At 67.1% G+C, this 23,601-nt stretch carries 20 protein-coding genes; 5 read left to right on the top strand and 15 right to left on the bottom strand.

The features are described 5' to 3' along the window. Positions 1 to 23 precede the first annotated feature (23 nt). Positions 24 to 2,678: a pyruvate dehydrogenase (acetyl-transferring), homodimeric type gene (gene aceE, locus GXY47_09550; GenBank protein NLV31388.1), complete on the bottom strand. Its 2,655-nt coding sequence runs from the start codon at positions 2,676 to 2,678 to the stop codon at positions 24 to 26. A gap of 291 nt (positions 2,679 to 2,969) precedes the next feature. Here aceE and GXY47_09545 point away from each other — a divergent pair, with 291 nt between their 5' ends. From GXY47_09545 to GXY47_09525, 5 genes are read left to right on the top strand one after another with little or no spacing between them, the layout of a single operon-like run. Then, a complete protein-coding gene (locus GXY47_09545) occupies positions 2,970 to 4,016 on the top strand; it encodes an OmpA family protein (protein ID NLV31387.1) in 1,047 nt (348 codons plus the stop codon). Between the two features lie 19 nt (positions 4,017 to 4,035). Continuing rightward, a complete protein-coding gene (locus GXY47_09540) occupies positions 4,036 to 5,028 on the top strand; it encodes a VWA domain-containing protein (protein NLV31386.1) in 993 nt (330 codons plus the stop codon). 58 nt (positions 5,029 to 5,086) lie between these two features. After that, positions 5,087 to 5,815 (top strand): hypothetical protein, encoded by a 729-nt coding sequence (locus tag GXY47_09535; GenBank protein NLV31385.1) that lies wholly within the window; start codon positions 5,087 to 5,089, stop codon positions 5,813 to 5,815. Next, a complete protein-coding gene (locus tag GXY47_09530; protein NLV31384.1) occupies positions 5,809 to 6,861 on the top strand; it encodes a phosphotransferase in 1,053 nt (350 codons plus the stop codon). The genes GXY47_09535 and GXY47_09530 overlap by 7 nt, the downstream gene beginning before the upstream one ends. Beyond that, positions 6,858 to 7,736 carry a hypothetical protein gene (locus GXY47_09525; protein ID NLV31383.1) on the top strand — a complete coding sequence of 293 codons (879 nt, stop codon included), beginning with the start codon at positions 6,858 to 6,860 and terminating at the stop codon, positions 7,734 to 7,736. The genes GXY47_09530 and GXY47_09525 overlap by 4 nt, the downstream gene beginning before the upstream one ends. Before the next feature lie 9 nt (positions 7,737 to 7,745). On the opposite strand, the gene acnA is transcribed toward GXY47_09525, so the two are convergent. The 14 genes from acnA to GXY47_09455 all read right to left on the bottom strand — a co-directional run bounded on the left by acnA (position 7,746) and on the right by GXY47_09455 (position 23,501). After that, positions 7,746 to 10,457 carry an aconitate hydratase AcnA gene (acnA, locus tag GXY47_09520; GenBank protein NLV31382.1) on the bottom strand — a complete coding sequence of 904 codons (2,712 nt, stop codon included), beginning with the start codon at positions 10,455 to 10,457 and terminating at the stop codon, positions 7,746 to 7,748. A gap of 147 nt (positions 10,458 to 10,604) precedes the next feature. After that, complete coding sequence (locus GXY47_09515; GenBank protein ID NLV31381.1) at positions 10,605 to 12,617, bottom strand: polysaccharide biosynthesis protein; 2,013 nt, start codon at positions 12,615 to 12,617, stop codon at positions 10,605 to 10,607. Positions 12,618 to 12,743: 126 nt separating this feature from the next. Further along, the gene (locus GXY47_09510; GenBank protein NLV31380.1) at positions 12,744 to 13,388 is read right to left on the bottom strand and encodes a hypothetical protein; all 645 of its coding nucleotides are present in this window, start codon (positions 13,386 to 13,388) and stop codon (positions 12,744 to 12,746) included. Next, entirely contained in the window at positions 13,388 to 14,128 is a 741-nt protein-coding gene (locus GXY47_09505; protein ID NLV31379.1) for an SDR family oxidoreductase, read from the bottom strand. The genes GXY47_09510 and GXY47_09505 overlap by 1 nt, the downstream gene beginning before the upstream one ends. After that, positions 14,125 to 14,349 carry an acyl carrier protein gene (locus GXY47_09500; protein NLV31378.1) on the bottom strand — a complete coding sequence of 75 codons (225 nt, stop codon included), beginning with the start codon at positions 14,347 to 14,349 and terminating at the stop codon, positions 14,125 to 14,127. Before GXY47_09500 ends, GXY47_09505 begins: the two co-directional genes overlap by 4 nt. After that, positions 14,346 to 15,485, bottom strand: a complete 1,140-nt coding sequence (locus GXY47_09495; GenBank protein NLV31377.1) for a ketoacyl-ACP synthase III — start codon at positions 15,483 to 15,485, stop codon at positions 14,346 to 14,348. Before GXY47_09495 ends, GXY47_09500 begins: the two co-directional genes overlap by 4 nt. Beyond that, a complete protein-coding gene (locus tag GXY47_09490) occupies positions 15,478 to 16,563 on the bottom strand; it encodes a ketoacyl-ACP synthase III (GenBank protein ID NLV31376.1) in 1,086 nt (361 codons plus the stop codon). The genes GXY47_09495 and GXY47_09490 overlap by 8 nt, the downstream gene beginning before the upstream one ends. After that, entirely contained in the window at positions 16,548 to 18,164 is a 1,617-nt protein-coding gene (locus GXY47_09485) for an HAD-IIIC family phosphatase (protein ID NLV31375.1), read from the bottom strand. Before GXY47_09485 ends, GXY47_09490 begins: the two co-directional genes overlap by 16 nt. Further along, positions 18,161 to 18,388, bottom strand: a complete 228-nt coding sequence (locus GXY47_09480; protein NLV31374.1) for an acyl carrier protein — start codon at positions 18,386 to 18,388, stop codon at positions 18,161 to 18,163. The genes GXY47_09485 and GXY47_09480 overlap by 4 nt, the downstream gene beginning before the upstream one ends. A 17-nt stretch (positions 18,389 to 18,405) precedes the next feature. Next, positions 18,406 to 19,560: an aminotransferase class I/II-fold pyridoxal phosphate-dependent enzyme gene (locus tag GXY47_09475; protein ID NLV31373.1), complete on the bottom strand. Its 1,155-nt coding sequence runs from the start codon at positions 19,558 to 19,560 to the stop codon at positions 18,406 to 18,408. Between the two features lie 69 nt (positions 19,561 to 19,629). Then, complete coding sequence (locus GXY47_09470; protein NLV31372.1) at positions 19,630 to 20,247, bottom strand: sugar transferase; 618 nt, start codon at positions 20,245 to 20,247, stop codon at positions 19,630 to 19,632. Beyond that, entirely contained in the window at positions 20,244 to 21,443 is a 1,200-nt protein-coding gene (locus tag GXY47_09465; GenBank protein ID NLV31371.1) for a glycosyltransferase family 4 protein, read from the bottom strand. Before GXY47_09465 ends, GXY47_09470 begins: the two co-directional genes overlap by 4 nt. A gap of 41 nt (positions 21,444 to 21,484) precedes the next feature. Next, a complete protein-coding gene (locus GXY47_09460) occupies positions 21,485 to 22,549 on the bottom strand; it encodes a glycosyltransferase family 4 protein (protein ID NLV31370.1) in 1,065 nt (354 codons plus the stop codon). A 10-nt stretch (positions 22,550 to 22,559) separates the two neighbouring features. Continuing rightward, positions 22,560 to 23,501 carry a glycosyltransferase family 2 protein gene (locus tag GXY47_09455; protein ID NLV31369.1) on the bottom strand — a complete coding sequence of 314 codons (942 nt, stop codon included), beginning with the start codon at positions 23,499 to 23,501 and terminating at the stop codon, positions 22,560 to 22,562. Positions 23,502 to 23,601: the final 100 nt, after the last annotated feature.

Below are 23,601 nucleotides of genomic sequence, written 5' to 3'. Positions count from 1 at the left end.
ATGGAGTCCGTCCCGCGCCGCGATCACGCATGGAGCGGGTCGGGAGCCTCCGGGTCCACGCCGAGGTCGCGGATGCCGCGCGCCGCCTCCGCCGCCGGCAGCCGGCCTTCCCGGCAGAGCGCGTGGAGCGCGGCGACGGCGATGCTCTCGGCGTCGACCTCGAAATGACGCCGCAGCCGCTCGCGGGTGTCGCTGCGCCCGTAGCCGTCCGTCCCCAGGGTGACGTAAAGCCCGGGGACCCAGGGGCGGATGAAATCGGGCACGATCTTCATGAAATCGGTGGCGGCGACGAAGGGCCCCGCCACCCCTTCGAGCGCCCGGCTGACCCAGGGGAGGCGCGGTTCCGATTCCGGGTGGAGCCGGTTCCAGCGGTCGGTCGCGAGGGCCTCCTGGCGCAGCTGCTGGTAGCTGGTCGCGCTCCAGACATCGGACGAGATCCCGAAGCGCTCCGAGAGCGTCTCCTGCGCCGCGAGGACGGAGCGCATGATCGACCCGCTGCCGAAGAGGGTGACATGGCGGTCCCGTTTCTCCTCCGCCGGCCTGAAGAGGTAGAGCCCCTTGAGAATTCCCTCCACCGGGTCCTCCGGCCCCTCCGGCATGGCGGGGTGGGGGATGTTCTCGTTGTAGAGGGTGAGGTAGTAAAACACGTCCTCCCCCCGCCCGTACATGCGCCGGAGGCCGTCCCGGACGATGGCGGCCAGTTCGAAGGCGAAGGCCGGGTCGTAGGCCAGGATGTTGGGCACCGTCGAAGCCAGCACGTGGCTGTGCCCGTCCTGGTGCTGGAGCCCCTCGCCGTTGAGGGTGGTCCTCCCCGCCGTGGCGCCGAGGGCGAAACCGCGCCCCCGGGCGTCGCCGAAGGCCCAGAAGAGGTCGCCCGTGCGCTGGAACCCGAACATGGAATAGAAAATATAAAAAGGGATGACGGCTTCGCCGTGGGTGGCGTAGCTGGTGCCCGCCGCGGTGAAACTGGCCACGCTCCCCGCCTCCGTGATCCCCTCTTCCAGGATCTGGCCCTCCTTGGACTCGTGGTAGCTCAGGAGCATCCCGGCGTCGACCGACTCGTACAGCTGCCCCAGCGAGGAGTAGATCCCGAACTCCTTGAACATGGCGTCCATGCCGAAGGTCCGGGCCTCGTCCGGAATGATGGGAACGATGCGCCGGCCGATCTCCGGGTCGCGCAGCAGCTGCCGCAGGAGGCGCACGAAGACCATGGTCGTCGAAACCTCGCGCCCCGGCGCGGTCCCTTCCCTGAATTCGGCGTACACGTCGTCGGGCGGGAGGCGCAGGCTCCCGCCCCGGACCAGGCGCCGCGGCAGGCTCCCCCCCAGCGCCTCCTTCCTCTCCCGGAGATACGCGAGCTCGGGGCTGCCGGGACCGGGGTGGTAGTAGGGGGCGTCCTCCAGCTGCCGGTCGGTGATGGGGAGTTCGAGCAGGTCGCGGAACTCCCGCAGCTGATCGAGATTCATCTTCTTCAGCTGGTGGGTGACGTTCTTCCCCAGGAAACCCTCCCCCAGCGCCCAGCCCTTGACCGTCTTGGCGAGGATCACGGTGGGGGAGCCCTTGTGTTCCACCGCCCGCCGGTAGGCGGCGTACAGTTTCACGTAGTCGTGCCCCCCCCGGCGCAGGTTCTCCAGGTCGCGGTCCTCGAGATGCTCCACCATCTTCCGCAGCCGGGGATCGGGGCCGAAAAAATGCTCCCGGATATAATCGCCCCCGGCGGTGGCGTATTTCTGGTAGGCACCGTCGACGGTGCCGTTCATCTTCTCCACGAGCAGGCCGTCACGGTCCGCCGCGAGGAGCGCGTCCCACTCGCGCCCCCAGATCACCTTGAGGACGTTCCAGCCGGCGCCGCGGAAAACCATCTCCAGTTCCTGGATGATCTTCCCGTTCCCCCGCACCGGGCCGTCCAGCCGCTGGAGGTTGCAGTTGACCACGAAGATGAGGTTGTCGAGCTTCTCGCGCGAGGCGAGAAAGAGGGAGCCCAGGGCTTCCGGCTCGTCGCACTCCCCGTCGCCGAGAAAGCACCAGACGCGCGAGTCCTCCGTGCGGGCGATCCCCCGTGCCTGCAGGTAGCGGTTGAAACGCGCCTGGTACAGGGCCGTCAGCGGGCCGAGTCCCATGGAGACCGTGGGAAACTCCCAGAAATCGGGCATGAGGCGCGGATGCGGGTAGGACGAAAGCCCCTGCCCCGGCTCCACCTCCCGGCGGAAGCGGTCCATCTGCGCTTCCGAAATGCGCCCCTCGAGAAACGCCCGTGCGTAAATGCCGGGGGAGGCGTGCCCCTGGAAAAAGACCTGGTCGCCCGCCCTCCCGTCGTCCTTGCCTCGGAAAAAGTGGTTGAACCCCACCCCGTATAGGGCGGCCGAGGAGGCGTAGGTGGAGATGTGGCCGCCGATGCCGTCATGGCGCCGGTTCGCCCGCGTCACCATCACCACCGCGTTCCAGCGGTCGATCCGCCGGAGGCGCTTTTCCATCGCTTCATCGCCGGGGAAAGGGGGCTCGGACCGGGGATCGATCGTGTTGATATACGGGGTCTGGACCAGCTCGGGGACCTCCAGTCCCATCGACCGGGCGCGATCCACGAGCAGGCGCACGAGCGAACGGGCGCGCGCCTTCCCCCGGTCGCGCACCACCGCCTGGAGCGAATCGAGCCATTCCTGGGTCTCCTCGGGATCCATATCCGGAAGCTGCTGATTCTGAATGATCACGGTCTCCACCCCTTTGATTTCTTCTGACTGCTATGTTAAGCGAAACCGCCCCCGGATCCAAGAATTACGGTGGGGAGCCAGGAAGCGGGGGCCGAATCAGGGAAACTTTCCCGGGCCACCCCTCCCCCGGGGATCGATCGAATCCGTTAGCCACTTTTAAACAATAACTTACATGGATTTGGGTATTGGCACGGAACTTGCGTTGGAAAGCAACGGAGCCCATTTGCAGACCGGGGCTCATCCAGAAATCGAGGAGGTGTTATGAAAGCGATGATACAGGGGAAGGGAGCGGCCCTTCTGGTTATGGTTTTCGCCCTTGCGCTCACGGCCGCGGGCTACGCCGCGCAGGAGGCCGACATTACCGAGGTCTCCACCGGCCAGAAGATGGAAATCGACGGGGTCATTCTGGACCACCAGGGGGATACCCTGACGGTGCGCTCGCTCTCGGGCCAGGCCTACCGGGTGGAGGTGCAGCCGGACACCCGGCTGAAGGAAAAGAAGAGCAACATCTTCCGCGGCGCCAAGACCTACTCCGCATCGGACCTGGTCCCGGGCCTGCGGGTGGAGGTGAAGGGAACGGGCGGGAGTTCGGGCGCCGTCACCGCGTGGGAGATCCGCTTCAGGGATGACGACCTCATCGTCGCCCAGGCGATGGACGTCCGGGTCGATCCCGTGGAGGAGGACCTCCGCCAGACCCGGACGCGGCTGGGGGAAACCGAGCAGAACGCCGAACGGCTCTCGGGCCAGGTCCAGGAGCTCTCCGCCATCTCCAACTCCGCCCGCGGCGGGGCCAAGGCGGCCCAGGAGACCGCCGACTCGGCGCTCACGGCCGCAGCCGGCGCCCAGTCCGCGGCCGACCGCGCCCGGGCCGGCGTCAGCGCCGCCAACGAGCGGATCACCCTGCTCGACGATTATGAAGTGAAGGAAATGGTGACGGTCAATTTCCGGGCGGGGAGCGCGGCGCTCACCCCCGAGAACAAGGCCGACCTGGACGCCTTCGCCCAAATGACCGGGGCGGAACGCGGCTTCGTGGTCGAGGTGGCCGGCTTCGCCTCCGCCGACGGCGACGTCGAACTGAACCGCCGGCTGAGCCGGAGGCGGGCCGACGCGGTCACCCAGTACCTGGTCGAAAACCACCAGATCCCGCTCCGGCGCTTCGTCACGCCGATGGGCTATGGCGAAACCCAGCCCGTGGCGGACAACACGACCGTGGCCGGCCGCAGGGAAAACCGCCGCGTCGAGGTCCGCCTCCTCGTCAGCAAGGGGATGTCGGCCCCCGGGACGGCGACCTCGGCTTCGGCCGAATAGCCCGGGACGGGGAACCGGCATGGCCCACAGACCGCGGCACAGAGCGAAACGCGTCCCCCCGCTTACGGCCGCGGTCTGTGGGCTGCTCCTGCTGCCCCCCGCCGGCAACCTGCGCGCGCAGCCCCGTGCGGACGGGCCGGCGCGCGCCGACGCGGCCGGGATCCATTCCCCGCACACGATCCGGGTCAGTTCGAGCCTGGTCTCCGTCCCCGTGTCGGTCACCGACCCGGACGGCCGCATCATCCGGGACCTCTCCCCGGGGGATTTCCGGATTTTCGAAAGCGGGCGGCCGGTGGAAATCAGCCGCGTAGCCGAATCCCGGCAGTCGCCGCTGCACCTCGCCCTCCTCTTCGACCTGTCCGGCAGCGTCCATTCCCGCTTCGAGTTCGAGCGGCGGGCCGCCGCGCGCTTCCTCGAAAAAGTGTGGACGCCGGGGGACACCATCACCCTCGTCACCTTCAGCGACCGTCCGCGCATCCACCTCGAGCGGGAACCCGGCCTCGAGGCGGCGCTGGGAGAACTCGCGCGGCTCGAGCCCACCAAGACCGGGACCGCGTTCTTCGATTCGGTCGTGCGCGCCGCGCGGTTGCTGAGCAGGGGCTCGACACCGGAAACGCGCCAGGCGCAGATCGTGATCTCCGACGGGGCGGACAACCAGAGCGATCACGGGCTGGCGGCGGCCGCGGAGGCGCTCCAGCGCTCCGACACCCTCTTTTACGCCATCAACCCCAGCGGCGCCTCGGTCCGGCTGAACGCCATCAACCGCAAGGGGCAGGAGGACCTGTCGCTGCTGGCCTCGGCCACCGGCGGGACCGCCTTCGTTTCCGATCCGTCGGACGACCTCGACTCGGTGCTCGGCCGGATCGCGGCGGAGCTCCGGGCCCAGTACCTGCTGAGCTACTACTCCCCCAGTGCGCGCAACGACGGGGTCTTCCGGGCCATCCGCGTTTCCATCCCGGCGCGGCCCGAGCTGAGTGTGCGCGCCCGGCTGGGCTACTACGCCTCCCGCTGAGGGACCCCGCCGGGCGAAAACCGCTTGTGCTTTCCCCCTGTCGGGCTACTATGAACGGATGGGACAGAAACGCCGTTACACCACCGCCTTCATCCCCGGAGCCGGGCTCGGCCTGCGTCTCCGGCCGCTGACGGAAAGGTGCCCCAAGCCCCTGTTGCCCGCGGGCGGACGCAGCGTCATCACCTGCGCCATGGACCACCTGATCTCGGCCGGGGTCGACCGCTTCATCGTCAACACCCACCACTGCCCCGAAAGGTACCGGGAGAAATTCCCCGACGGCGCCTGGAGGGGGAAACCCGTTCTCTTCCGCCACGAACCGGTGCTGCTCGACACGGCCGGAGGCTTGAAAAACATCGAGGATCTCCTCGCGGACGACGAGGCCATCGTCTGCTACAATGGCGACGTGATCTCCGATCTTCCCCTCGGCGACCTGCTCGAGCGGCACGAGCGGCGGCGGCCGGAGGCCACCCTGGCCCTGCGCAGCACGGGGCCGCTCCTGAACGTCGACGTCAACGACGGCGGGGAGGTATGCGACCTGCGGGGGGAGCTGGGGACCCGCGGGAGCCGCCGGTGCCTCTTCACCGGGATCTATGTCGTGGAAACGGCCCTGCTTCGGCATATCGAGCCGGCCCGCCCCTCGTCCGTCATCGACCTCTTCCTCCGGCGGATCCGGGTGCAGCCGGGATCGATCCGCGCGGCCGTGATCGACGGGGGCACCTGGACCGATATCGGATCGCCCGAAGCCTACGACCGGATACGGGGGGGCCTGGAGACCATGAAATGGTGACGGAAGCGGAGATGACGGAAGCCGGGATCAAGGCGCGCGCCCGGGAGGTCCTGGATATCCCCGCCGCAACGGAGGTCGAATGGATCCCTTTCGCGGGGAGGGGGTCCGACCGGGCCTACTTCCGCCTCCGCTGGGGGAGCGGGGACTCGGCGATCCTGGTCCGGTACGGGCAGGACAGGAAGGAGAACGGCTACCATGCCGCTATCGGCTGGTTCCTGGAGGAGATCGGGATACCGGTCCCCCGCATCCTCCACCACGACCCCGCCCGGGGCCTGATCCTCCAGGAAGACCTGGGGGACGAAGATCTCTACACGCTCCGGAACGAGCCGTGGGAGGTCCGCGGCCCCCTCTACCGGAAGACACTCGAGGTCGTCGCGGTGCTGCACTCCTGGCCCGAGGAGGAGTTCCTGCGCGACCCCGTCCCCCTGATGGAGGGCTTCTCCCCCGACCTGTATCGCTGGGAGCGGGATTATTTCCGGGAGCACTTCGTCCTCGGGCTCTGCGGCGTCGCCCTCCCCCCCGCGGAAGAGGACGCGCTGGAGCGCGAACTGGCGGCGCTGGCGCTCCGGCTGACGCGGCACCGGAGGTGCCTGGTCCACCGCGACCTGCAGTCGCAGAACGTCATGATCCGGGAGGGGGGCCCGGTGCTGATCGATTACCAGGGGATGCGGTTCGGGAGCCGTTTCTACGACCTGGGTTCGCTCCTTTGCGACCCCTACGTCTCCTTCACGCGCCCGGAGCGGCAGGAGCTGATCGATTTCTGCCGGGGGCCGGGGGAGGGCCCGGAGGAGTTCCGGAAAGCTTTCTGGGAGGCTTCGGCCCAGCGGTTGATGCAGGCGCTCGGGGCCTACGGGTTCCTGGCCCGGGAGCGGGGACTGGGGCGCTATCTCGCGCATGTCCCCCCGGGGCTCGCGAACCTGCGCCTGGCGGCGGACCGGGCCCGCTCCCTCCCCCTTCTCGAGCGGCTCTGCGGCCGGTGCGCCGCCGCGCTCGGGGAAAAAGGGGAGGCGCCGGAGGGTGTCCCGCCCGGGGGGGAGGGATCATGATCCGCCGCTTCGCGTTGACCCTGCTGCTCCTCGTGTCGGCGCTCGGACGGGGCGCGGGAGGGGACTCCGAAGAGGGACGCATGCGGAGCCACATCGTCCGGCAGGTGGACCACATCGTCGTGGAGTCGGACGACCCGGCGGGGCTCTTCCGTTTTTTCAGCCGGACGCTCGGCCTGCCCGTGGCATGGAGCGCGGGCGACGGCGGCACCTTTCAAACGGGGGGGGTGGGGGCCGGGAATGTCACCCTGGCGATCCTGCCGGCCGCGGGCGCCAAAACGGCCGGAAAGGGGAGGGCGCGCTGCACGGGCCTGGCGTTCGAACCCTACCCCCTGGCCGACGCGCTCAGGGAACTCAAGGTCCGCGGCATCCCCCACGCCCCCCCGGACCCCGAGGTCGGCCCCCTGCCCGGGGGGGATACGGGAACCCTCTGGACCACCGTCGCGCTCTCTTCCCTTTCGCGGCCGGGCATGTCGCTCTTCCTCTACGAAACGAGCCCCGCCTACCTCAACCCGCGCATCCGCAGGACGCAGCTGGCCAACAGGCTGGCGCTCGACAGGGGAGGGCCGCTCGGGATCCGCCGGGTGGCGGAAGTGGTCGTCACCGCGGTCGACCCGGAGGCCCGCGCGGTGGAGTGGACAAAACTGCTGGGCCGTCCGAAAGCCGCGGGGCTCTGGAACACGGTCATGGCAGGCCCCTCCATCCGCCTTTCCGGGGGCGGGGCGGACCGGATCCGGGGACTGGTCCTCGAGGTGAGCTCGCTCGAGCGGGCGCGGGCGTTTCTCGACAAGGAAGGGTTGCGGGGAAAGGCGGAGGCAGGAGGCCTCACCCTCGACCCGGCCGGGGCCCAGGGGCTGGCGATCCGGCTGGTCCGGTAGACCGCTCCCTCAGCGGGACGCCAGGCTCCGGAGCACGAAGGGCAGAATCCCCCCGCAGCGGTAATACTCGACTTCGATCGGCGAGTCGAGCCGCACCCGGAGGGGAACCCGGTCGACCCGGCCGTCGGAGCGCGCGATGACAAGGACCGCCTCCTGCCGCGGCTCGAGCGCCTCCCCGATCCCCTCGATGTCGAAGACCTCCGTTCCGCAAAGGCCCAGGTCCGCAACGCCGGTCCCTTCGGGGAACTGGCAGGGGAGGACGCCCATCCCCACCAGGTTGCTCCGGTGGATCCGCTCGTAGCTTTCGGCCACCACCGCCCGGACCCCGAGCAGCCGGGTCCCCTTGGCCGCCCAGTCGCGCGAACTGCCCGACCCGTACTCCCTCCCCGCGATCACCACGAGGGGCGTGCCCGAAGCCCGGTACCGGCCGGCGGCCTCGAAGATCGTCACCCGTTCCCCGCCGGGCTGCAGAGCGGTGTAGCCCCCCTCCAGTTCCGGCGTCATCAGGTTGCGGATGCGGACGTTGGCGAAGGTCCCGCGCATCATCACCTCGTGATTGCCCCGCCGGGCCCCGTAGGTGTTGAAATCCTCCGGCGCCACCCCAAGCTCCCGCAGGTAGAGGCCGGCGGGGGAATCGGGCGGGATGGCCCCCGCCGGGCTGATATGGTCGGTGGTGATCGAATGCCCCAGGATGGCCAGCGGGCGCGCGCCCCTGATCCCGGAAACGGCGCCGGGCTCCATCCGGAAGCCCTCGAAGAAAGGGGGCTCCCTGATATAGGTCGATCCGGCGTCCCATTCGTACAGTTCCCCCTCGCCGGCCGGGATCGCGTTCCACAACAGGTTCTGCTCGGTGAACCCGGAATACATCCGCAGGTAGGTTTCCGCGTCGAAGGCCACCTTCATAAGGGCGCGCACCTCCTCGAGCGTCGGCCAGAGATCGGCCAGGTACACCTCCCGCCCGTCGCTCCCCTTCCCGAGCGGTTCGCGCGCCATATCGATGTCGACGCGCCCCGCCAGGGCGAAAGCGACCACCAGCGGCGGGCTCATCAGGAAATTGGCGCGGACCGACTGGTGGATCCGGGCCTCGAAGTTGCGGTTTCCGGAGAGCACGCTGGCCAGGACCAGGTCGTTTTCGGAAATGGCCGCCTCGATCGCCGGCTCGAGCGGCCCGGAATTGCCGATGCAGGTGGAGCAGCCGTACCCCACGACCTGGAAGCCGAGCCGGTCCAGGTAGGGCTGCAGCCCCGTCTTCTCCAGGTAATGGCTGACGACGCGGGACCCCGGGGCGAGGGAGGTCTTGACGTAATCCGGGGGGCGGAGTCCCCGCTCCACCGCTTTTTTGGCCAAAAGGCCGGCCGCGATCATGACGCCGGGGTTGGAGGTGTTGGTGCACGACGTGATCGCCGCTATGACGACCGAGCCGTGGCGCAGGGGGACGTCGATCTCCCCTTTCCCTTCCGGGGAAAGGCTCACGGCATGGATCCGGCCGGCCGCGTCGGGCGACAGCGCGTATCCCCCATCCTTCCGGGGCGCGACCAGCAGCCGCCGGACCGTGTCCCGCAACCGCCCGAGGAGGATCCGGTCCTGGGGCCGCTTCGGCCCGGCGACGCACGGCTCGATCTCCCCGAGCGCCAGTTCCACCACCGAGCTGTAGCGCACCTCCTCGAAGGCGGCGGAGCCGAACATCCCCTGCGCCGAGTAATAGCCCCGGACGGCGTCCACCAGTTCGGCCGGCCGCCCGGTATCCCGGAGGTAGGCGCAGGTCTGTTCGTCGACCGGAAAAAGGCCCACCGTAGCCCCGTATTCCGGGGCCATGTTGCCGAGGGTGGCCCGGTCGGGGACCGGGAGCCCGTCCACGCCGGGCCCGAAGAACTCGACGAACTTCCCCACCACGTTGGTCCGGCGCAGCAGTTCGGTCACCGTCAGCACCAGGTCGGTCGCGGTCACCCCTTCGCCCAGCCGGCCGGAGAGCCGCACGCCCACCACGTCGGGCGCCAGGAGGTGGATCGGCTGCCCCAGCATCCCTGCCTCGGCCTCGATGCCGCCTACGCCCCACCCCAGGATGCCGAGGCCGTTGATCATCGGCGTGTGCGAATCGGTCCCCACCAGGGTGTCGGGATAGAAAACCCCTTCCCTCTCGGCCACCACCGTCCCCAGGTATTCGAGGTTCACCTGGTGGCAGATACCGATGCCGGGGGGGATCACCCGGAACCCGCGGAACCCCCGGGTCCCCCATTTCAAAAACTGGTAGCGCGCGCGGTTGCGCTCGAGTTCCATGTCCATGTTGAGCGCGAGCGCGTCGGGCCGGCCGAAGTAGTCGACCTGCACCGAATGATCGATGATCAAATCGACCGGCACCATCGGTTCGACCAGGCCGGCCGGCCGCCCCATCCGGGCGGCCGCCGAGCGCATGGCCGCCAGGTCGACCAGGAGCGGGACCCCGGTGAAATCCTGCAGGAGGATGCGGCCGACCATGAAGGGGATCTCCTCGGTGCGCTCCGCGGCCGGTTTCCAGTTGGCGAGCCGGACCACGTCCTCCTCCCGGATCCTCACCCCGTCCGAGTGGCGCAGCAGCGACTCGAGCAGGATGCGGATGCTCATCGGCAGGCTGGAAACGCGCCCCACCCCCTCCCTCTCGAGCCGCGGCAGGGAATAGTACTCCCCGCGACGTTTCCCCTGGATGTCCAGCGCCTGCAACGAATGGAACCTGTCGTGCTTCATGGTCTCTCCCCGCGTATCGTGATCCCCTTTTTCATCATACCCCGGGCGGGCGGGGATGCAAACCGCGCCGCGCCAGCCTCCACGGGGGGGGAAAAGAGAGAAGGGGCCGCCGCCGTCCGCGGCCCGGATCGGGAGGGAAAACGGGGATCAGGGACGGAGCCGGACGCCCGCTTCCCCCGTTACCATGCGGCCCGGCTCGCATCCTTTCGGGGATTCGTCCGCTTCCTGGTAGTACTTCACGTACTTCTTCAACACGAGCCGCATCCGCTCGTTGCTGGCGGGAGAAGCGTCGGCGATCTCGCCGGCGAATTCGGCCAGGATCCGCTTGAGCAGTTCGGGCGCGTAGTGGGTCCCGTTGCGGGCGATGAAGATCTTTTCATGGCGGCTGGCATCGGTCCCCTCCTCGGCCGTCAGGATCTCCTCGAACAGCTTCTCCCCCGGTCTCCGCTCGGTGATCTGGATATCAATGTCCTTATAGGGTTCCATGCCGTGAATGCGGATCAGCTCTTCGGCGATGTCCAGGATCTTCACCGGTTTTCCCATGTCGAGTACGAAGACCTCCCCGCCGTTGCCCAGGATGGACGCCTGGAGCACGAGGGAGACGGCCTCGGGGATGGTCATGAAGTAGCGCTTCATCTCCGGGTGGGTGACCGTGAGGGGCCCGCCGTACTTCAGCTGTTCGAGAAAGAGGGGGAGGACGCTGCCGCGGCTGCCGAGGACGTTGCCGAACCTTACGGAGATGAAGCGCGTCGAGGGCGCGGGGGCGGGGTAGGGCCGGGTCCCGCCGCCGGGGATGAGGGCGATCTTTGCCTGCGCCTTTTCGTTCAGGGCGCTGCAGATGTGCTCCGCCATCCTCTTCGTGGCGCCCATCACGCTCGTCGGGCGTACCGCCTTGTCCGACGAGATCAGCACGAACTTCTCGACACCGTGCGCCCTCGCCGTCGCGGCCAGGTTGTAGGTGCCGAACACGTTCACCTTGACCGCCTCCTTCGGGTTGCACTCCATCATGGGGACGTGTTTGTAGGCGGCGGCGTGGAACACGATCTGGGGCCGGAACTGCTCGAAGACTTCGCGCAGCCGGACTTCGTCGCGGACATCCCCGGTGATGTAGACCACGCGGTCCATCAGGTGCGGGAAGAGCCGCCGCAGCTTGAGTCCCAGGTTGTGCAGTTCGGTCTCGTCGATGTCGAACAGGAGGATGCGGTCCGGATCGAAGGCGCAGGCCTGCACCACGATCTCCGACCCGATCGAACCGCCCGCCCCGGTCACCATGATGGTCCTGCCCCGGAGGAAGGCCCGGATCCCCCGGTAATCCACGGAGACGGTCTGCCTTCCCACCAGGTCCTCGATGCTGATGCTTTCCAGGGTCCGCATGTTGATGTCCGGCCGGCTGAAATCATAGATCCGCGGGACGATCTTGATGTTGCTGACCTCGGCCCGCGTCGCCATTTCGTACAGCCGCCGCAGCGTCTTGTGATTCAGCCGCGGGATCGCGATGATGACGGCCTGGACCTTGTAGCGGTCCACCATCTCGGGAAGCCGGTCGATGGTCCCCAGCACCTTGATGCCGTGGATGTAGTTCCCCGTCAGGGTCCGGTTGTCGTCGAGGAACCCGACGGGCAGGAAACGGCTGTAATTGTTGCGCATCAGGTCCCGCAGCAGCATCTCCCCCGTGTTGCCCGCACCGACGATGAGGGTGTTCGGGCTCTTCGCGGCCGCCCCCTTCTTGCGGATCACCTCGAGGTATACGCGCTTGGATATCCGCAGCGCGCCGATGAGGCCGAAGCTGATGATCCCGTCGATGAAGAAGATGCGCTTGGAGATCCCCGTGAGCGCGAGCTCCGGGAGCACGCCGCTGGGGAGGCTCAGCACGACGAGCACGAGCTCGGAAAAGAGAACGGCCCAGAAGATGTTGACCAGGTCGGATATGCCGACGAAGCGCCAGGTGATCCGGTATACCTTGAAGGCGAGGAGGGCCAGGATCTTGACGGCGAGGACCCACCCGATCATCCGCAGGAAATGCGGCCCGTAAGGCGCCTCCGGGCTGCCGTTGAAGTGGGTCAGGAGCGCCAGCCCCAGGGCGAGGCCTATGATGGCGATGTCCGCCGCGAAAAAGAAAGCGAACCGCTTGAGCGGCGTGGCAAGGATCAATTTTCGCATCTGCTGCAATTCCCCAGGATGCATGCGGCGCCGGAGCGCCGATGGTGCTCCTATCATTATTCCAAGGAGCTACATTTTCAACAACATATTACCTCTCCAGCAATTCCCGTTGCAGCGCGCCCATGGTCAGACGCCTCCCACCCTGCGCGCGGGGTTTCCCAGGTAATAGGAATTGTCCCCGCACCCCTTGTAAACGGCCGAGAGGGGGGCGATCCGGTTGCGGCTCCCGACCCGGCTGAGGGGCAGGAGGATGGAACCCGCGCCCAGCTGGTTGCCGTCGCCCACCCGCACCCCGCCCAGGACCTGTGAATGGGGCCCGAAAAAATTGAAATCGCCGATGACGGCGTCGTGCCCCACCGGGATGAATCCGTTGAACACGTTGCCATTCCCTATCCTGGTCTGGGTGGATATCGTGCAGAAGGGGGCGAAGATGTTCCCCTCCCCCACCTGCGCGTATGGATATACGATACAGGAGGGGTCCAGGAGGTTCACCAGGGGAACATTTTTTCTTTTGAGGTCCCGGTAGATGAGTTCCCGGATGGCGGGGGCCGCCGCGCCGATCACGGCGCCGTCCCCCTCCCCGAACTCGAATTCCTCCATCTCCCCCCGGAACACGCCCTGGTAATCCCTGTAGTCGTTCGTGCGCCCGTGTCCGTTGTGACCCAGGATCCCGCCCAGGCTCCACCGGGGATCCCGCTCGGCCATCCGCTCTACATAGACGCAGCATTCCCGGGCGAAACAATCCCCCCCCACGACGAAAATCCTCTTCATCAGGGATGCCCCCCGTCGAGGATGTAGTTCTGCCCCGTGATCCACTTCGCCTCGTCCGAAAGGAGGAAGAGGGCCAGGGCGGCCACGTCGTCCACCGTCCCGAACCCCAGCGGGTACAGGTGCGACCGGTCGTTGCGCATCCCCTCCACCTTCGCCGTCATCGGCGTCAGGACGTCGCCCGGGCTGATCGCGTTGACCCGTATGCCCGAGGCGGCCACCTCCCGGGAGATCGAGCGCACCGACGCGACGAGCGCGGCCTTGGACCCCGCGTAGGACGCCATCCCCTTGTCGGCCAGGTGGGCCTCGATGGAGGCGATGAAGACCAGCGAGGCGCCCCGGCCGGCGTTGTGGCGCCGGTCGAGGAGGCCCTTGGCCAGCATCAGGGGGGCGAAATAGTTGATATCAAATATCCTTTTGCAGTCCTCGTATCGCAGGACCTGCAGCGGGCGGATCTCGGAGATCCCGGCGCACGAGACCATCCCGTGGAATTTGCCGTACTTTTCCTTCAGCCCCTTCACATATTGCGGCAGCAGTTCGATATCCGCGGCCAGGTCCCTGATTTCGGGGTGCATCCGCTCCGGGCACCCGCATTCCCGCACCAGTTCCCCGAGCCGGCCGGCGTCCCGGCCGACCGCGACGACGCGGGCGCCCGTCGCCGAGAGGCGCAGGGCGATCCCCCTCCCGATGCCGGAACTCGCGCCGGTGACAAGGAAGAGCCGCTCGCCGTCGGGCGGCGTCACGACGCCACCCCGGCCTTGCGGGCGACATCGGCCACCGTCCGCATCCCGGCGAAGTCCTCGAAGGTCGCGCCGACGCCGAAATCGGAGTCCAGAAACGCGACCGTGGCCATCCGGGCGAGCGAGTCCCACTCGACGAGGTCCTCGAGCACCGTGTCCATCCCGAGCGGCTCCTCCGTCTGCAGGACATCCTGAAATTTTTCCAGAAACTCCTCGTGCGTCATCGCTTCTCCCCCTTGAAATGACGGATCCACCCTTCCACCTGGTCTTCGCGCGCCGGAAGGCCCGCGGGCGCCGCGAGGAGCCCGATCCCCCCGTTATGGCACCCCTCCAGGCCTACGACCGCCGCCCCCCAGGAGAGCCCCACCCCGAAGGCCGAAAGCAGGCAGCGGCCGAGCTTCGGCCGCGCGTCCCGCTGGTCGCACAGGACGGTGGCCACCGAGGTGGTGGAGTTGTTGCCGTACCGGGAAAAGGTCTCCCACGTCGTCTTCTCCTTCGGGATGCCCGTCTTGGCCGCGATCGCCTCCACGATCTGCCGGTTGGCCTGGTGCAGCGCGAAAAAATCGATCTCCTCCATCCCGATTCCGGCGAAGAGGAGGAGTTCGCGGATGTTCGCCGGGGCGACCTCCATCGTGAAGTTGAAGACGTCCATTCCACGGATGATGCCGTCCCAGGGGTGCCAGACGTTGCCGGCCGCGTCCCGCACCTCGACGTCGCACATGTCCTTGCGGATCGGCAGGCGGCGCCCCCCGGCCGGGGCGACAATTTTGTCCCACCCTGCCCCCCTGGCCCCCAGGGCGAACCAGGCGGGGTTGTCCCCCGGTTCGTGCTCGAGCAGGGTGGCCGAGGCCGCGTCGCCGAAGAGCGGGTAGTAGAGCCGGTTGCGCGGGTCCGCATGGGTGCTGGCGGCATCCCCGGCCACGAGGAGCACCCGCGTCGACGCGCCGGAGGCGATGAGGGAGTGGGCGAGCCAGAGGCCGTAGACGTAGCCCGAGCAACCGAGCCCCACGTCGAACACCGCGCACTCCTCGCCGAGCCCGAGGCGGTCGTGCAGGATATAGGAAGAAGCCGGAAAGATATAGTCGGGGCTCTGGTTGACCAGGATGAGGGCGTCGATCCCCCCCCTGTCGGTCCCGAGCTCCCCGAGCAGGTCGGACGCCGCCCTTTCGCACAGGTCGACCACGGTGACCCCTTCGGGAACGACGGGGCGGCGCCCGAAACCCACCATCTTCTTCGCCCGCTCGAGCTGCCGGACGTTGTTGCCGAAATACTCGATCTCGTCGTCGATGTCGATGAACCGGTCGGGTACGATCGTCTTGATCCCACGGACCCGCACGTGGTTCAGGAGCGCTTTACTCATCGGGTTCCCCCGCTCCGTAGACCCGCGGTTTCAGGACCCTCACCCGCCCGAGGTCGAGCAGGCACGCGCCCCAGGACAACCCTATGCCGTACCCCTGCAGCACGACCCGCGCCCCCTTTCCCCCGATCTGTTCGGACAGCTCGTTGGAGATCGTGAAGGGGATGGAGGCCGAACTCTGGTTGCCGAATTCCGAAAAAGTCCGCCGCGGCGCCTTTTCCAGCGGGATGCCCGACTTCTTCGCTATCGTCTCGATGATGTACCGGTTGGCCTGGTGGAACACGAAATAATCGACCTCTTCCGCCGCGCACCCCGAAACCTCGAGGATCTCCCGGAGCAGTCTGGGCTGCTCGGTGAGGGTGAAGTTGAACACCTCGAAACCCTTCATGCAGAAATCTTCCAGGCGGCGCACGTTCCCCTTCTCGTCGACCATTTCCCTCCGGGTCTCCTCCGAGGAGGGGTGGCGGTAGGCCCCCGCCTGCTGCCACATGATTTCCAGCCCGCCGCCGTCGGAATAGAGGCGGAACCAAGAGGGGCGCTCCCCTTCGCAGCGCTCGACGACGGTGGCACAGCCGGCGTCCCCGAAGACGGGGGCGTCCGCCCGGTTCCGGACGTCGATGATACGGCTCAGGGTGTCGCCCGTCAGCAGCAGAACCCGCCGGAATCCCTGCTCCGCCAGCATGAAGGCCTGCAGCAGCCCCTTGACGTACCCGGAACAGCCGTAGACCAGGTCGAAGGCGATGCACGATCGCGGCAACGAAAGCGCCCGGTGCACGACGTGGGCGTTCCCGGGCATGCCGTAATCGGGGGTCTGGGTGACGAAAACGACGGCGTCGAAATCGGCCGCCGACAGGCGGCATCCCGCCATCAGCGCGCGGGCGGCTTCGAGGCAGAGGTCGGCGGCGGTGACCGGACCGTCCACCACCCAGCGCCGGTCGAAACCGATCGTCCGTTTCAGGCGCTCGAGCTGTTCGCCGCTTTCATAGTAACCGGCCTCGTCGTCGATGGAGATCCTCCTCGCACCGTAGACGGAGGAGATGCCCGTGATCCCGGCATGCCGGAACGTTACCGTTTTGCCCACCGGCGCACCTCCGTCTCCAGGCCCTCCAGATCGACCCTCCCAGGGACCGCCCAGGGCACCCGGCCTTCATCGGCCACGAGCGCGTCCCCCGTCAGGGAGCGGAGCCACTCGAGGGCCGGCCCGTTCCGTTCCCCCCGGCGGTAGGCGACAAGGGCCCCTTTCCCCGTCCCCAGGTGCGCGGCCGCCAGGCGCATCATCTCGGGCAGCATGACGTTCTCCAGGTGTCTCCCCAGGGCGCGGCAGCTGACGGCCAGTTCCTCGCACAGGAGCCTCTCCCCTTCGGCGCGAGCCGCCAGGAGGGCGATCATGCCGCTTTCGGAGAGGCGGTCGGACATGCGCACGGTAACCACGCAGCCGTCGCCCGCCCCCATCAACCGCCGGACCTCCGCCTCCGTATACCGGCGGTAGCCGAGGATGAACTGGTTGGTCTTGCCGGCCAGTTCGGCGACCCGGGGCGCCATGCTTTCGTCGTCCAGGCCGAACTGCAGCCGGATCCGCAGCCGGGCGAAGTAGTCCCGGGGGGCCAGGGTTTCGCCGAGCGCCGTCCGCTCCCGGTTGGCCCGGATATCCGCGGTCCGGAGCCCGTCTTCGGACGAAGTCCTCAGGCGCAGCAGGCCCGGGTAAAAGCGGAGCATCCGCAGGGTGTCGGCGGGATCGCCCGCCAGCAGGGTGCGCACCCCCAGCCCCGAGGCCTCGGCGTTCAGGATCTCGGCGGGATTGTCGTCGACGAAGAGCATGGCGTCGGCGCCGATATGCAGCTCCGACGCCAGCTCCGCCAGGTTTTCCGCCTTGTCCTTCCAGTTGATCCTCACGGCGGCGAAATCGTCCCACCTCAACCCGAAATCGGGACGCCGCTCGAAAAGCCGCCGGACATCCTCCTCCTCGTTCCGGGAAGCGACGGCGAGAAGAAAGCCCTCCTCCTTCAGCCCCCGGACATGCCGCTGCAGCTCCGCATGCGCCGCCGTCAACCGGACCCCCTCCGGCCCGTCCTCCCCCAGGACCCCCTCGTACAGGGTCTGGTCCAGGTCGAGGACGACGGCCTTCAGCGCCGGGCGCAGCACGGCGGGGATGAGGCGCAGGCCGAGGGCTCGGGCCACCTCGAGGCACGCCCTGCCCGACAGCCGGGTGCCGGTGGCCGCTTCCCGGGCGGGGTCGTAGATTCCGCCCCCGCCGGGGGGGAGCAGGTCCTCCACCGCGAAATCCCACAGGTCCGGAACGCCCTCCGTCGCCCGCCGATCCGCGCCGCCGGCGACCAGGAGCAGGATCGGCGCCGGGCTCCGCTCGCGCAGGGCCGCGGCGCGCTCCCCGAGCCACTCTCCCAGGTCGATCGCCCGGTAGCGCGCGGCGTCGACCCATATCAGGTTCAGATCGGCGTCGAACACACGCCCGAAGCCGAAGGTGTCGTCGTAGCCGCTGCAGGAGGTTTCGGCCCGGAGGCCGGAAAAGGCGAGAAAGGGATCGAGCACGGAGGCCACCGTTTCGAAGGCGTGGTTGCGGTAGACGGCGATCCGTACCGCCTCCGCCCCGGGATCCGGGGCCTGCCGGAGCAGCTGGAGCCGCCTCAATTCCTCGGCAAACAGGTGCCTCATCATTCCCTTCACGCTTGCCCGCCGTCCTCGAGCCGGGCCACGATCCGGGCCATGCTCGTCAGTTTCGGGATCTCCTCCGCCTCGAACGAAACGCCCGTCTCCTCCTCGACCGTCAGGATGATCTCGATATGCTTCATGGAATCCCAGGCTCTCTCACTCTCCATGGAACATTCCTCCCCCGGGGCGATCTCCCTCCCGAGGAGGGTCGACAGGATTTCAGCGACCTTTTCCCGCATATTCCGCTCTCCGGAAGTCATGGACGGACCCCGCAGGCGCCGGCGACGATCCCGACGATCCGCTCGAGGTCGCCCTCTTCCAACCGGGTTCCCGAGGGGAGGCAGAGTCCCCGCTCGAAAAAGCCCTCCCCAACGCCGCCGCCCAGGAAACGGCAGTCGCGGAAGGCGGGCTGCAGGTGCATCGGCTTCCATACGGGGCGCGACTCGATGTTCTCCCGCTCGAGCGCGAGCCGCACCCCCTCCCGGTCCGTCCCGAACGCGTCCGGGTCGATCAGGATGACGGTGAGCCAGCAGTTCGATTTTCCGTAAGGGGCCTCCGGCATGAACCGGATCCCGGGGAGATGCCCGAGCGCCTCCCGGTAGTACCGGTTCACCTCCCGCTTCTTATCGACCTTTTCCCCGAGCCGCTCCAGCTGCCCCCGCCCGATGCCGGCCAGGATGTTGCTCAGCCGGTAGTTGTACCCGACTTCCGAGTGCTGGTAGTGGACCACCGGCTCCCGCGCCTGGGTCGCCAGGTAGCGCGCCCGCTCGATGCAGGCCCCGTCGTCGGAGACCAGCATCCCCCCGCCCGAGGTGGTGATGATCTTGTTCCCGTTGAAGGAGAGGACGCCCATCGCGCCGAACGCCCCGGCCCGCCTGCCGCGCATCTCCGCCCCCAGCGCCTCCGCGGCGTCCTCGACGACGGGGACGCCGTACCGGCCGGCGACGGCGAGGATGGCGTCGTAATCGGCGCACTGCCCGTACAGGTCGACCGCCATGATCGCCCGGGGCATCGAGTCCCCCGCGCGCGCCCGCCGGCGGAGTTCGTCCTCGACGAGGCCGGGGTCGAGGTTCCACGTCGCCGGGTCGGCGTCGATGAGCACGGGGTGGGCGCCGCAGTACTTGACGGCGTTGACGCTGGCCGCGAAGGTCAGGTCGGCGCACATCACCTCGTCCCCGGGCCCGACCCCCAGGATCATGAGCGCGAGGTGCAGCCCGGCCGTGCCGCTCGAGAGCGCCACGGCGTGCCCGACTCCGAGCTCGAGGCACATCTCCCGCTCGAACAGCTCGACCTGGGGCCCCATGGTGGTGATCCAGTTCGAATCGAAGGCCGCGAGCATCAGTTCCTTTTCCCGCCCGTCCAGGTTGGGGGGCGACAGGTAGATGCGCGGACGGCCGACAGTCTGGCTCATGAGGCTTTCCATTTGTTAAAGTTTATATTATAGAAGCGAGGAAGCAACTGTGCGCGCGGTCACACTCTGTCAACCCGGCCGCGCCTTCTGCGGCGGCTCCGATCCCAGGAACTCCGGCATCGTCGCGTACCCTTCCTGCTGGATGCCGTCGCGCCGCAGGGCCTTCCAGACGGTCAAAAACAGGATTTTCGCGTCCAAAGCCAGCGACCGGTGATCGACGTACCAGACGTCGAGCCTGAGCCGCTCCTCCCAGCCGATGGCGTTGCGGCCATTGACCTGCGCCCACCCCGTCAGCCCCGGCTTCACCTCGTGCCGCCGCGCCTGCTCCGCCGAATAGCGCGGCAGGTACTTCACGAGCAGCGGCCGCGGCCCCACCCAGCTCATCTCCCCCCTGAGGATGTTCCAGAGTTCCGGCAGCTCGTCGAGGCTGCTGCTGCGCAAAAACCGGCCGAACCGCGTCAGCCGCTCCCGGTCGGGTAACAACCCGCCGTCGGGGTTCCGGGCGTCCGTCATCGTCCGGAATTTATAGATATAAAATGGCTTTCCATCCAGGCCCGGCCTCGCCTGACGGTAAAACACCGGCCGCCCCAGCAGCACCCGGCTCAATACCATCAGGGCCAAAAGCAACGGCGACAGAACCACGAGCGCGGGAACCACCAAGGCGAGGTCGAATATCCGCTTACTCACTCGCACACCGTCGTCCCTCCCGAGTCCGACCTCTGCAACAGACGTTCATATTGCGCATGGACCTCGTTCCACATCTCGGCCTGGCCGAAATCGCGCGTCATCCTCGCGCGCCCCGCAGCGCCATGTTCCCTTCTCAATTCTTCGTCCAGAAGGTACCGCTCAAGCGCGCCCGCAAGTGCCTCCGCGTCGCGCACGGGCACCAGGGTCCCCGTCACTCCATCCTCGACCCCATCCACGCAGCCGGGCACCCGTGTCGCCACGACGGGCAACCCCATCGAGCCCGCTTCCATGGCCGTGACCGGGAACCCCTCCCGGTAGGTGGGGAGCGCGAGCAGATCCATAGCCGCGTAGAAGGGCGCCATGCCGCTCGTGACCTTTCCTACCAGGCATAGACTTCGATCACTTTCCATGGCCTCGATCGTGTCCCGGCCCGGACTGTCCTGCTCCTCGAACTCACCGATCACCAGCAACCGTGCGTTCGGGATGGCGCTCCGAACCATCTTCCATGCCTTCACGAGTTCGCGCACCCCTTTATCCCGGACGACGCGCCCCACAAATCCGACCACGGGCGCCCCGGGATCTATCCCGAAACGCCTCCGAACCTCCAGCCTGTCCGTTTCGCCGAACCTGCCGGGATTGAAGTACCCCCGGCTATCCACCCCGTTGATGCTCCCGCTCCGCAGCACCCTGATTTTCGCCGAGGGACAGAGTCCCTCGCGCACGGCCTCATCGCGCACCGAAAAACTGACGCACCACACCTCGGTGGCAAACCGGCAGGCGGCCGCTTCGCTCCACCGGAGCAGACTCTTTCTATATCCTTTCGCCGTCAGCAGGGGAAGGCCGTGGATATGATAGATCCTTATGCGCACGCCTGCAAGTGCGGCGGCGACCGTTCCCAGCAATCCCCCTTTCGGGGTGTGCGCGTGGACGATGTCGGGCCGCAGGCGGCGGAGTCTGCGCCAGAGCCGCGCGAGCGCAACCACGTCCCTGACCGGCGTGATCCTGCGCGGCATTTCGACCGCGTACGTCCGAATGCCTTCGAGCCTTCCAAACGCTTCCAGCCCGTCGTCGGGAGACGCGATCGCGCTGACCTCCACGCCGCGCTCCTTCATGAAACCGATCTGTCCCCGCAGGAAGCCCAGCGATTTGGCCACGGTCATGACGTGGACAAGACGGAAGGCACGCCGGTTCGCCACGCCCGGATACCGCAATTCCTCTTTCCCTGTGCACCGGCCTTCTATTGTGCGATGGATCGCAGCACCTCCATCATCCTCGGAACCGCAACATCGAGACAATAGGTGGTCTCGACCTTGGCCCGCCCCCGCGCCCCCATGTCGGCGCACAGGCGCGGGGACGAGATGAGCCTTTCGAGCGCTTCGAGCCACTCCCCGTCTCCCGAGGCCAGGTATCCTTCCTGCCCGTTCTCGATGACCCGCCGGTTCTCCCCGACGGCCGAGGCGATGACGGGTTTCCAGCACGCCATGTATTGAATGAGCTTGAACGCACACTTGCCCGCCTCCCAGCGCCCGGAGGGAAGAGGCATGATCCCGACATCGATCTGGGAAAGATTCAGGACTTCGGACTCGCCGGACCACGGAACCCACCGGAGATTGCGGATGGCTAGCGGTATCCGTCTTCCCCCGATCATCCAGACCTGGGCGTCATGCCGGGAGCAGAACAGATCGAGCGCATCCTCCACCTCCCTGAGATACCCGGTGGTCGCCTGGGATCCTATCCAGCCTATGATGAAGGGCGAGCCGGAGCTTTTGCGCGGGGGTGCGGACGGGTACAACCCGAGGTCGATTACCGTGGGAATAAAGCGCACGTCGGGGTGGAACCGGCTTGCATATTGATACAAATAGTCGCTCCCCACGATCACCTTCGAAGCCCGCGCCATGATGCCCGAAATCTTCCCACCCAATAAAGCCCTTACAACCGCACGCGGATGCCGCTCATAGCGATGGAAAACCGCATCGTCGTAATCCACCGCATAGCGCAACCCGCCAAGGCCGCCGGCGAATTCCAGGGCCGCCGGAAAGAAGGGGAAGGCCTCCTTTTCCAGCACCACGCAGTCGTAGCGCCTGGCGCGCCCCAGAATCCTCAAACGGTTCCAGTAGGCGGCGGGAAGCAAGGGCAGAACCGACCGGTTTCCCGTGAATTTCCTCGCAACATAGCCCGCTGGGAAGAACGGTTGGTGATCGCACTCGATCCCCTGCGCCCGGAGCGCGGGCAGGTATTGCAGCAGACGGTATCGGGAACTGGCGCCGTCGGAATCGTAACGGGACAGAAACAATGCCTTCATTCCCCGACACCTATCTCGAAAATCCGCATTTCAAATCGGACCCCGCATGGGAAAGCAGATATTTCCATAGCTTGGCATAGCCCTCCAGGGTTTCCCCGACGCCCTGCCACGACCGTTCCAGGCCCGACCCCAGCAGCCGCGCGACAAATTCCGGGAACAGGGCGCCCAGGACAACACCCAGGGCGCGACACCTTCCGAAATGCTTGAAGGCGAAGAGGACCCGGCTGCGCAATATGTAGAAGAGACGGTCCCCCCTGACGCTCTCGCTGCTGCCCTGACCGTGATGGCAGGCGCAGGCCTCGGCCAGGTAAAAACATCTCCATCCGGCCTTGCGCGCACGCAGCGCGAAATCCACCTCCTCGTAGTAGACGAAAAACCGTTCATCGAAGCCGCCCAGAGCCTCGAACAGCGACCTCCGGACCATGAAGAAGGCGCCGATGACGTGATCCACCTCAGCCGAGCGCGCATGGTCCCATTCGACCATGAAGGGCTGCAGGTGCCGGAATCCCGCAAGTCGGTCCAACCCGACGCCGCCGGCCAGAAACATCCGCGGTGTCGGGAAGCGCGAACAGGACCGCTGAATCGCACCGTCCTGATCGACCAGCTGAATGCCGCAGATCCCCACGTCGCCGTTCTCCGGAGCAGATAGATACTGAACCGGCACCGAAAGTGAATCCGAGTTCAGCAGCATATCGGGATTGAGAAACAGGAGATAATCCGCCTCGCTTCCCTGCGCCCCCTGATTGCAGGCCGCCGCAAAGCCGCGGTTACAGCGATTAGGAATCGTTATGGCCTTGGCACCCTCTCGCAGAATGCCGGCGCAGGAATCATCACTGGAATGGTTGTCGACAATTACGACCGTTTCCAGGTCATATCCCCTCTCGACACAGCGTCCGATCGACTTCATGCATTCACGGAGTTGATCACCCGTGTTCCAGTTTACGATAATGATTCGGACTACCGGTCCATGTTTCATGACATCCTCATATCAGGATCCGGCCCATGCATGCGATTCGAACATGGAAGTCTAAACCCTAGCTTTAAAGCGGTTT

This window comes from Acidobacteriota bacterium, from assembly GCA_012729555.1.
GTDB lineage: Bacteria > Acidobacteriota > UBA6911 > UBA6911 > UBA6911 > UBA6911.
Note: the sequence above shows the minus strand (reverse complement) of the source record. Positions and strands in the feature narration are given on the sequence as shown.

What these genes read in the sequence shown, in the direction of transcription:
- aceE (NLV31388.1), bottom strand. Translation starts at nt 2,678, where the DNA reads ATGGATCCCGAGGAGACCCAGGAATGGCTCGATTCGCTCCAGGCGGTG.
- GXY47_09545 (NLV31387.1), top strand. Translation starts at nt 2,970, where the DNA reads ATGAAAGCGATGATACAGGGGAAGGGAGCGGCCCTTCTGGTTATGGTT.
- GXY47_09540 (NLV31386.1), top strand. Translation starts at nt 4,036, where the DNA reads ATGGCCCACAGACCGCGGCACAGAGCGAAACGCGTCCCCCCGCTTACG.
- GXY47_09535 (NLV31385.1), top strand. Translation starts at nt 5,087, where the DNA reads ATGGGACAGAAACGCCGTTACACCACCGCCTTCATCCCCGGAGCCGGG.
- GXY47_09530 (NLV31384.1), top strand. Translation starts at nt 5,809, where the DNA reads ATGGTGACGGAAGCGGAGATGACGGAAGCCGGGATCAAGGCGCGCGCC.
- GXY47_09525 (NLV31383.1), top strand. Translation starts at nt 6,858, where the DNA reads ATGATCCGCCGCTTCGCGTTGACCCTGCTGCTCCTCGTGTCGGCGCTC.
- acnA (NLV31382.1), bottom strand. Translation starts at nt 10,457, where the DNA reads ATGAAGCACGACAGGTTCCATTCGTTGCAGGCGCTGGACATCCAGGGG.
- GXY47_09515 (NLV31381.1), bottom strand. Translation starts at nt 12,617, where the DNA reads ATGCGAAAATTGATCCTTGCCACGCCGCTCAAGCGGTTCGCTTTCTTT.
- GXY47_09510 (NLV31380.1), bottom strand. Translation starts at nt 13,388, where the DNA reads ATGAAGAGGATTTTCGTCGTGGGGGGGGATTGTTTCGCCCGGGAATGC.
- GXY47_09500 (NLV31378.1), bottom strand. Translation starts at nt 14,349, where the DNA reads ATGACGCACGAGGAGTTTCTGGAAAAATTTCAGGATGTCCTGCAGACG.
- GXY47_09495 (NLV31377.1), bottom strand. Translation starts at nt 15,485, where the DNA reads ATGAGTAAAGCGCTCCTGAACCACGTGCGGGTCCGTGGGATCAAGACG.
- GXY47_09480 (NLV31374.1), bottom strand. Translation starts at nt 18,388, where the DNA reads ATGCGGGAAAAGGTCGCTGAAATCCTGTCGACCCTCCTCGGGAGGGAG.
- GXY47_09475 (NLV31373.1), bottom strand. Translation starts at nt 19,560, where the DNA reads ATGAGCCAGACTGTCGGCCGTCCGCGCATCTACCTGTCGCCCCCCAAC.
- GXY47_09460 (NLV31370.1), bottom strand. Translation starts at nt 22,549, where the DNA reads ATGAAGGCATTGTTTCTGTCCCGTTACGATTCCGACGGCGCCAGTTCC.